6 protein-coding genes are annotated in these 10,242 nt (G+C 55.7%); 1 reads left to right on the top strand and 5 read right to left on the bottom strand.

The genetic code is table 11. From position 1 onward, the window contains the following. Positions 1 to 331: 331 nt before the first annotated feature. Positions 332 to 820, top strand: a complete 489-nt coding sequence (locus V6D20_14480; protein HEY9816985.1) for a hypothetical protein — start codon at positions 332 to 334, stop codon at positions 818 to 820. Here the strand turns inward: V6D20_14480 and ruvC are convergent. From ruvC to V6D20_14455, 5 genes are all read right to left on the bottom strand, one after another. Beyond that, positions 817 to 1,314, bottom strand: a complete 498-nt coding sequence (ruvC, locus tag V6D20_14475) for a crossover junction endodeoxyribonuclease RuvC (GenBank protein HEY9816984.1) — start codon at positions 1,312 to 1,314, stop codon at positions 817 to 819. The genes V6D20_14480 and ruvC overlap by 4 nt on opposite strands. Positions 1,315 to 1,319: 5 nt before the next feature. Then, positions 1,320 to 2,432: a magnesium chelatase ATPase subunit I gene (gene bchI / locus V6D20_14470; GenBank protein HEY9816983.1), complete on the bottom strand. Its 1,113-nt coding sequence runs from the start codon at positions 2,430 to 2,432 to the stop codon at positions 1,320 to 1,322. 400 nt (positions 2,433 to 2,832) lie between these two features. Continuing rightward, positions 2,833 to 4,533, bottom strand: a complete 1,701-nt coding sequence (locus tag V6D20_14465; GenBank protein HEY9816982.1) for a GspE/PulE family protein — start codon at positions 4,531 to 4,533, stop codon at positions 2,833 to 2,835. Between the two features lie 163 nt (positions 4,534 to 4,696). After that, positions 4,697 to 6,868 carry an Rne/Rng family ribonuclease gene (locus V6D20_14460; protein ID HEY9816981.1) on the bottom strand — a complete coding sequence of 724 codons (2,172 nt, stop codon included), beginning with the start codon at positions 6,866 to 6,868 and terminating at the stop codon, positions 4,697 to 4,699. Positions 6,869 to 7,477: 609 nt separating this feature from the next. Beyond that, positions 7,478 to 10,144, bottom strand: coding sequence for a TIGR03960 family B12-binding radical SAM protein (locus V6D20_14455; protein ID HEY9816980.1), 2,667 nt, complete (start codon positions 10,142 to 10,144; stop codon positions 7,478 to 7,480). Positions 10,145 to 10,242: the final 98 nt, after the last annotated feature.

Below are 10,242 nucleotides of genomic sequence, written 5' to 3'. Positions count from 1 at the left end.
AGATCCAGGGTTGCCCAGATGTTGCCTAGAAAGTTAGCTGAGCTCGCCTTGGGTACCCGTAGATATCTTAAGATGGGGGCGATCGCTCTGAACCCCGATCGCCTGTAGCTATCTAGATTGCCCCACGCCATTTCTCGGAAGACCCGCGACCGCTTGTTCCCAAGCTTTTCCCGGTGGATCAGGGCATTCAGCCTAACGATCCTGCTAACGATCCTGGAGCTTCCGATATTCCCGATATCAGAGATGGGCGATGAGTGGGCTGATAGTCTGCAGCAGACCAGGAGTTAGACCCATGCTGTTTTGTCCGTTTTGGACTCCTTTGTAACGTGCCGTGAAACCAGCTACTCGTGACCCGACAACCGGTGAGACCTCCAGCCAGCCCTTAGACTGGCTGCACAACGGCACGTTGATGATGGTCAACGATCGCCGCCGTGGCGGTCTCATTCTGTGCAAAGAGTATTATGCTGAGTTCGCTGGCCCAGGGGCTGCGGTGGGTGGTCTGTTTGACATGGACTGCACGCGGCTGATTCCCGTGGGCACCCTTTCTATTCTTACCCCACCCGATCATGAAGCACGGCAGCGGGCGTTTAAGATTCGGCGGCAGTGGATTCGCCTCACCCAGCAGTTCACCGACTGTCCGGTACCGCTGCAGCGTGCCCAGATGATTCTCAACCAGTTTGAAACCTACTTTGGCCCTGAAACCGTAGCCCAAGTGCCCGATGATGCATTTGCACTCTTGGTGGGCGTTTTACCCTACACGGTGCGTCTGGCTCGCCGGAAGCCGGGGCAGTTGAATGTAAAGCTGAAGGCTGGCGGCTAGTCTTCCCGTTGGAACCAAGCGGCGATCGCCAGTCCTAAAGCATCGGCGGCGTCATCGGGACGGGGAATGGTGTCGAGGTTAAGCTCGCGGGCAACGGCTTCCTGTACCTCATGCTTATCGGCATTGCCGTAGCCGGTGAGCGCCTGCTTGACTTGAGCGGGGGTAAATTCTATGAAGGGCACCTGATGCTGGGCCAGCACGAGCATGATCACCCCTCGGGCTTGGGCCACCAAAATGGTGTTGCCCATGCGATAGAAAAAGAGTTTTTCAATGGCTACTAAGTCGGGTTGCCATTGGTTGAGCAGGTGGTGCAGGTCGTCGTAGATGGTACAAAGGCGATCGCCCACTGCGGTTTTGGCCGGTGTTTGGATCACACCAAAATCCAGGACAGAGATACTAGAAGCAGCATCTCTGTCCTGGCTGGCGTCACAGGCAATGGCCCCAAACCCCAAAATGGCTAGCCCAGGATCAAGTCCTAGAATGCGCCGCGTCATTAGGGTTAGCGCGCAGCTCCATTCAGGTGAGCGGCTTCATCGGGATCCGGTAGACCAAAAATGCGGCTAAAGACTTTGTTGACCTTATAGCCCGAGTCAATAGACTCTAGAGGATCCTTACGCAGGCGGTGGCGCAGGCAGAGGACAATCACCCGTTGAATATCGTTAACGGTTACCTCCGTCCGACCTTCTAGGGCAGCGATCGCCTTGGCAGCGCGGTTGGTGACAATATCGCCCCGGAGACCATCCACATCGAGCTCAGCGCAGGCCTGGGAAATGTTCACCCGCAAGTCGTGGTCGATGGTGACGGATTTGAGCAACTGCTGGGCTTGGATGAGTTTTTGCTGCAGTTCAGTTTGAGCGTCAGCATAGTCGGTGAGGAAGGCCTGGGGGTCTTGGTCAAATTCCGATCGCTGTTCCACAATCTGCACCCGCAGTGCCGGATCTTTGACCGTGCGAATTTCGGCGTGCATCCCGAAGCGATCGAGCAACTGGGGGCGTAGTTCCCCTTCTTCTGGGTTGCCGGAGCCCACTAGGACAAACTTAGCCGGGTGGCGAATGGAAATGCCCTCCCGCTCCACTGTATTCCAACCCGAGGCAGCGGAGTCGAGCAGCACGTCTACCAAGTGGTCGTCGAGCAGGTTGACTTCATCCACGTAGAGGATGCCCCGGTTGGCCTTGGCTAGCAGCCCTGGTTCAAAGGCTTTGACCCCCTCCGCCAGCGCTTTTTCAATATCAATGGTTCCGCAAACCCGGTCTTCGGTTGCGCCTAACGGTAGATCGACCATGGGCACTTTTTTGCGTGCCGTCGGCAAGGCTTCCTGCCGATTGAACCGGTCTTGCACCTCATCGCTCATGAGGCTGGTGTCGTAGGGGTCGCTGTTAAAGGGATCGTCTGCCACCACTTCAATCTCAGGGAGCACGTCAGCTAAGGCGCGGATCGTCGTAGATTTTCCGGTGCCGCGATCGCCCATGATCATCACACCGCCAACTTTGGGATCGATGACGTTGAGCAACAGCGCTAACTTCATCTCTTCCTGACCCACGATGGCCGTGAATGGAAAGACAGCGCGACGAGGTGGTGTAGAAACAAGAGGTGCAGAAACAGTTGAAGACACAGGACTTTATTAACCGTCAAAAAGGTTTACATCTATAGGTATCGACCACCGAGTGGACACCCAGAATTTAAGGTGGTGGCAGATCAGCCATGGTTAGCAGAATCAGTGCGGTTCTGAGACCCAAGAACGGGCCATCTGCACGACTCCTTAACCCATCAACTCCACGTCAAGGAGCGATCGCCTCATCGCCTACCGTTACTTATTGTGACACAGGACGTGCCGCCTGCTGTGCCGTTCAGAACTCTCTGTGCCTAGTCCTCTGAGGCGTAAGTAATATGCCTAGGTGCTGAGGCGATAAACCTTGCGTGTTCTGGAATTCCTTTTCGTTCTTCTATTTTCGTTCTTCTATTTTCGTTCTTCTATCTTCGTTCTTCTATCTTCGTTCTTCTGTCTTGCGGTACTAAGGAACGGAGGGTTGCTCTTGGCGTTGACTATGGCGTCGGGCACCGCCTGCTAGGGGTTTAGGACGATAGCGTTGCAGCGCACTGCGAGGCAGAACTCGCATGACTTCTTCCACAGTGGTTGCCCCAGCATTAATCTTGGCGATCGCGGCATCGTAGAACGAGCAAAATCGAGTTTCTTGCAGGTAGCGATTCAGCTCGGTCATCGTGCCTTCATAAATGATCTGTCGCAGGGTATCGTCCATGTCAATCAGTTCAATAATGGCTTCCCGCCCGGCATAGCCTGACTGGAAACATCGAGCACAGCCGCGACCTTTGCGCCAGGTTTTGGGATTAATCTGCGATCGCGTTAGACCCAGCATGGCCAACTCCTCATCGGAAGGCGTGTGTGGAGCAGAACAATGGGGACAAACCCGCCGCACCAGGCGCTGGGCCACAATACCTAGGAGAGCATCACTGATCAATCCCGGGTCGGGGCCAATATCTTTCAGGCGAGGGATGGCGCTGGCGGCGTCGTTGGTATGGAGGGTGGTAAAGACTAGGTGTCCGGTTAGGGCTGCGCGCACCGCCGTTTCGGCTGTTTCATGGTCACGGATTTCGCCCACCATGATGATGTCTGGATCCTGACGCAAAATGGCTCGAAGACCTGCCGCAAAGGTCATGCCGGCTGCTTCATGCACCTGGGTTTGGGTAATCCGGTGCAGCACATATTCCACCGGATCTTCCACGGTCACCACGTTGACATGCTCGGTGGCGACGGTTTGCAGGCTAGTGTAGAGGGTGCTGGTTTTGCCAGAGCCGGTGGGACCGGTGAAAATTACCATGCCTTGGGGCTGCTGCAACCAGTTTTGGTAGATTGCCAGGGTTTGGGGTGTGAAGCCCAGTTCCTCAATGCAGGTGAAGGGATTTTCGTTGGGCAGTAGCCGGATCACGGCCTTTTCTCCGCCTACGCAGGGCATGGTGCTGACCCGCATATCTAGCCCGAGGTTGAGGTCACTGCCGGCGGCATAGCGTTCACCAATGCGAGCATCTTGGGGGCGGCGGCTTTCAGCAATGTCCATGTCTGACATGACCTTGAGGGCCACGATCGCCCGTCGGCTGATGTCTGGGGGGAGGGTAGTAATATCCCGTAGGATGCCGTCAATGCGGTAGCGCACCCGCAACCCTTCCGCTACAGGCTCTAGGTGAATGTCGCTAGCCCGATTGCGCAGGGCCCCAGAAATGATGGTTTTAATGCGGCTGATTTGATCAGCAGCTTTGGATAAATACATCTCCGTGACTTCGCCAATGTTCTCGGTTTCCACTTCCCCTGTGAGGGGATTGATCAGTGGATCGGAACTAATCACCGATTGGTCAAAGTTTTGGCTGTGGTACCAGGCACGATAGCTGCGATCGGCGATCGCAATAATCTTGACGTTGGTAAAGGTGCGATCGCTTAACTGTTGAATCGTTTCGGGCGGCAGGTCAATGGGGCTGCCTAGGTAATAGCAGTTGCGCCATAGCAGTAGCGGCATCACCGGCGGTAGGGCGCTGGGGTTAGGAAATTCTCGCAAAAAACGATAGCTAACTTCTGTGTCTAGCAGGCTGAGGTTAACCATGCCCTGGTCATCGACCAAGAACTGTAGCGCCTGTTCACAGGTGAGGTCTCCATGGCGGAGTTTCTGCCAAGCCGATGAACGGTTAGACGTCGTCTTAGGCATAGGTGGCATGATCTGTCGAACATCGTTGAGGACTAGCGGGCCGCCGGTTTTGGTCAGCCCAACCCACCGTCTCCATTGTGACTCATACCCCCCTAGCGCACTAGGGGGGATTCACACAGAGCAGATGGTGCAGATATATCCTGATGAGTTGATGAGTCTAGATCTAAGACCGCCGCGAACTGCTGGCAGATGAGCGCCGCCGCCGTCTACGACGATTGGTGGAAGTGCTGTCGGTGGCCGATGCTTCCGACGAGTCGTCGCTGTCGCTGGAGTCATCGCCGTCGTTCTCTGCCTCCGGTTCGACTTCCGGCGTGTTGCGGAGTATCAGCGTATCAGCGATCGCCGAGGGTTTGCTGACGGGTTCTGGTGTATCCATAACGCCATCATCTATGCCATCGGAGGTCGCTTCGATCGCTTCATCAGGTGCTTCATCGGGTTCCGCGATCGGCTCATCAACACTGCCTAAGCGGTTTTCTTGACCGGGTAGGGCGATGCTAATGATGGTGTTCTTAGGATCCTTGACCGTGTCAGTGCTCAACACCAGTGGCGAGATGCCCATTAAGGCGTAGATATCCTGCTCTTCCAAGGTCATTTCCACGGAGACGACCTTGGGGGAGGGGGGTGGTGTTTTGTCTCGCCGCCCCGATCGACTGCGGTCAGTACGGGATTCCGTGGCGCGCTCGCTGCGCTCTGAGCGTTCTCCTCGCTCACGCTGCTCCGATCGCTCGCTGCGGTCTGGCTGCTCTGTACGAGGCTCCGGCGTGCGCTCGCTGCGGTCAACCTTGATTTCCCGCTTAGCCGGTAACGGCGTCACCTCTGGAGCAGCGTCTGTATCCCGAGGCGTTAGGGTGACTGCCCTTGTATTGCCTTTGCTGGGTGTATCGACCACGCGGCGGCGACGGCGGCGGCGATTATTGGCATTGTTGCGTTCGCGGTAGCTGGGGTGGTTCACCAAGTCGAGATCTTGGCCGTCTTCATCCAGATCATCATCGTCATCAGGGCGATCGCTGCCCTCTCGCAGTTGGGGTGGCGATGGATCGGGAACTGGAGCTGTATAGTCTCGTCCAACTTCCACAATGGTACGAGTTAGAGGTTCCGTATCCCCAGGCAACTGCACCAAATGACCTAGCCCACCACAGGTAGAACAGGTGCGTCCAAACAGCTCATAGATATTTTGCCCTTGGCGCTTACGGGTGAGCTCCACCAATCCTAGCTCGGTTAACTGAGCAATTTGGGGGCGAGCTTTATCCGCTCTGAGCGCTTTGTTGAAATGCTCTAGCACCTGAAGCTGGTCGCGGCGCGAATCCATATCAATGAAGTCCACAATGATGACTCCAGCGATGTTACGCAGGCGCAACTGCCGAGCGATTTCCGCTGCTGCTTCGTAGTTGGTCCACAGGACTGTTTCTCGGGCGCTAGAGGATCGGGTAAAGGATCCGGAGTTCACATCGATGACCGTCAACGCTTCCGTAGGTTCGATGATGATATAGCCGCCGGAAGGCAGGTCAACTCGGGGCTTGAGGGCTTCTCGGATGGCTGCATTGACTCGGAAATATTCCAGGATAGAGGTGCGATCGCGGTGATGATCGATCATCACCCCTTGCAGGGTCTTGCCGCCGCTCCAGTTGGTCAAATGCTGTTTGACCCGCTTCAGCCCCGTGTGGGAATCGACCACAATCCGGTTGACATCAGCACTATGCACATCTCGCAAAACGCGCTGGATGAAATCATCATCCCGGTTGAGCAAGCTGGGCGCGCGGGTAGACATAGCCTCTTGCTGAATATTCTCCCACTGACGCTGTAGCAGTTCGAGGTCTTCAATGATGGCATCTTCATCCATGCCTTCCGCTTCCGTGCGCACCAGCAACCCCATGCCGGCAGGCTTGACCAAAATCGCCAGGGCCCGTAGGCGGTTGCGCTCATTTTCGTTACGAATGCGGCGGGAGAGGTTAACTCCTCGCCCAAAGGGCATGAGCACCAAGTAGCGTCCTGGTAGGCTGATGTTACCGGTTAGCCGTGGGCCCTTGTTTCCTGTGGGCTCTTTCATCACCTGCACCAGCACTTTCTGCTGAGGTACAAGCAGATCCGTAATGGGCCCCATGGAGCGTTTTAGCTTTAATGGGCCTAAATCACTGACATGAATAAACCCGTTGCGTTCCGAATCACCGATGTTGACAAAAGCAGCGTCAATACCGGGGAGAACGTTTTCAACAATGCCTAGGAAGATATCACTAACCTGATGGCTTCCTGTAGCAACAATCAATTCCTGAATCTGGTCTTCCGAGAAGACCGCAGCCGTTCGATGCTGCTCCGCAATAATAATCTGCTTTGGCATTCAAGTTCCTCAAAAATCTCTAGCACAGGGGGCGCTCACGTCATCAGCGCTCGGCCACTCACTCTGCTGAAGTAGAAATTGACTCAACCAAAAATCTTGACGGCAGTGGTGACGGGAGGCGACGAAGCTGCTCCTCAATCGAACAACCCTTCGGAGGAATGCACGGGTGATACGACCTGCGTCCTGCCGGTAGGCTCCTTCAACGGCAACGACCCAACCGGGTTGTTGCATACACCAAAACATGAGTCAAGAGTATGGGTCACTCAGCGACGATCGCCCTTAAATATCAGACACCCAGTCTTAATCTAACGTTCGCAAAAAGCTTGGCAGAAGCGAACCTAATTGGCTCTACCGTTAATCGAATCGTCGAAGAACCGCAGGATGGTCAATTCGCAACCGCTTCTCATATGTCAAGCATTATAGCGTGGCAATCGAACAGCGCTATCAAAAAACGTTGATTTTGGCTGAAAATTTCACAATCAGGTGGGTGACCCCATGGCTCAACCATCGCGCTAGGTAGCGTGGTCGTGCTCAGTAGTCAATGGTTTTACCCGTCGAGTCTGGCTTCGAGCCAAAGCTCGTTGGCGGGTTAGATCGGGCGTCAGACGATTACGAGTCTGACAGGATCAATTGGTTGCGGTGAGCGTGGTGAAGATGCACCGGGCAGGATGCAACCTGTTCGAGCATCACCACCAAATGCTCCGGGCGGAGAAGAGTGCCATCGTTTCGACAACTGCCTCGATAACGCAAAAGGGTTAGCGAGGCATCAGTGAGCCGTTGGGGTATCGCCTTCGGCACGGATTGAGACTGGGGAGATACCCACTCCAACTCGTGGAGGCGATCGCGAAGATTAACCAGCTTGGTTTTGCCTGACTTGGTGGTATGGTTCATGATCAGCTCAGACGCAGAGCAAACCGCGCTGATCCAGGAACTCCAGTCAGGGTCTTCACCTGCCGTTGTATCTGCGCTTACCCAGACATAGTACTCCGCTTGCTCAAGGAGCTGGGTGGCTGCACCAGCCGCTAAGGGGACTGCTTCGGCTCGATAGATCGGTAAGTCGGCGGGAAGCTGGGCTGCCAAGGCTGCTTGGAAGTCTTCCACGGGCATGGGTTGGGTAAGCTCAAAGTCCACAATCTCACTAGAGCTTGTGGCTCCGAGGGGGAGGGCATTGGCAGGCGAAATCCTGGGCCCTGGGTGATACCCACCGGTAAATGAAATAGGCAGCGCCGCCCGTCGCAGTGCTCGATCAAAGAGCCGCACCAAGTCTAAGTGACTGAGCAGTGCCATGGTTCCCTGTTTCCCAAACCATAGCCGAATCCGTTGCTGGCGGGCTGTATTGGGGACAAAATGTCCTGCAAAGTCTGGAATGGGTGGTGGGGGAACTACTACATTATGCCCGAAGTCGGTGCCACATACCCCACAATGGGAACATCCGTCAAATGAACAATCGGGGACGGTCGCTGCTTCAAGGGCGCGTTGCAGGTCGTCGATCAGCCATTGTTTATCAATGCCGGTATCGATGTGATCCCACGGCAGAGGGGCTTCTAGGTTGGTTGAGCCCTGCTCGCTGGGATGCTGTTCATCGGCGAAAATATTCCATTCGCCCTGTTCAACTTGGCGATATTTCCAACTGAGTCCGGCTTCGTCGATGGCTGTTGTCCAGGCTTCGAAGGCGCGATCGAGGCTTTCCCACCAAGCATCCATACCGGCTCCCAGTTCCCAGGCGCGGCGGACGACGGCACCTAGACGGCGATCGCCCCGGCCGACAAAGTCTTCCATGGCAGAAATACGCACATCGGTGAAATTGACCTTGAGACCGCGAATGGTGCGAAATTCGTCATGAAGGAGCGATCGCTTGCGGCTGAACTCGGTCGTGGAAACCGAGTGCCACTGGAAGGGCGTGTGGGGTTTGGGGGTGAAGTTGGAAATGGTGACGTTGAAGTTGAGCGGCTTCCGGTGTTTGTTTTGGCATTCGCGCTTTAGCCAGCGAATGGTTTCGGCAATACCGAGGACATCCGTGTCGGTTTCCCCTGGTAGACCGATCATAAAATAGAGTTTCACCTTGCTCCAACCCTGCTCATAGGCGGATTTCACGCCGCGCAGCAGTTCTTCATTGGTCAGCCCTTTGTTGACGATGTCGCGCATCCGTTGGGTGCCGGCCTCAGGAGCAAAGGTGAGCCCGCTTTGCCGGGTGCCGCCGATGATATTGCCGATATTTTCATCAAAGCGATCGACCCGCTGGCTGGGCAGGGATAGGGAAATATTGTCGTCCTTGAGGCGATTTTTCAGCTCAACGCCCAGGGCCGGCAGGGCTAGGTAGTCGGAGCAGCTCAGGGAGAGCAGAGAGAATTCATTGTATCCTGTGGCTCTCATGCCCGTTTCGATGGCGTCTACAACTTGCTCTGGCGCTACATCTCGGGCGGGACGGGTTAACATACCGGGCTGGCAAAAGCGACAGCCGCGCGTACAGCCCCGGCGAATTTCAATGGTGAGGCGATCGTGAACCGTTTCCACGTAGGGAACCAGCCCGATGGAGTAGGCGGGAATGGGGGTGGCTACCCGGCGCAGGATACGCGGCGGTACGTCGGGGCGATTGGGATGCACCGAGCCATCGTCCGCCATGTCGTAGAACTGCGGTACGTAGACCCCTGGCACCTGGGCCAGGTCGAGCAGCAGCTCCGTCCGGCTGAGCCCAGCGGCTTTACCTTCGTCTAAAATCAGGCCAATTTCTGGCAGGAGCTCTTCCCCGTCACCGAGGGCAATAAAGTCAAAAAAGTCGGCGTAGGGCTCGGGATTGGAGGTAGCGGTTTGCCCTCCCGCAAAAATCAGGGGATAACTGCCCTGTTCAACGTTCCAATCACCGTCAGCCTGTCTTGCTTGCCAGGTGAGAGGAATGCCAGCCAAGTCCAGCATTTCTAGAATATTGGTGGCCCCTAGCTCATAGCTGAGGCTGAAGCCAAGGATGTCAAACTCAGGGAGCGATCGCTTGGACTCAACCCCAAACAGTGGTGTTTGGCTATCGCGCAAAGCGGCGGCTAGGTCTGGGGCGGGTAGGTAGGCGCGATCGCACAACTGCCGAGGTTGGGCGTTGATAATGCTGTAAAGAATAATGTGCCCGAGGTTAGATGCACCCACCTCATACACCTCGGGGTAGGTCAGCACCCAGCGAATATGGGCAGACTGCCAAGGTTTATGCACCGCGCCGAGTTCGTTGCCAAGATAACGAGCTGGACGGGCAATATTGGGGGTGATGAGGGATTCAACTGCGATCGCCACGATTTCTACTACCAGACAAGAGCTAACATCTGTAACCGACTGTTACCTCCTCACTATACCGAATTGCTTGGATGGGGAAACCTCGGTTCTAGGGGCGA

The sequence above is a fragment of the Candidatus Obscuribacterales bacterium genome, from assembly GCA_036703605.1.
Classification (GTDB): Bacteria; Cyanobacteriota; Cyanobacteriia; order RECH01; family RECH01; genus RECH01.
The sequence above is the reverse complement of the archived record's forward strand: the minus strand, read 5'-3'. Positions and strand labels throughout refer to the sequence as shown.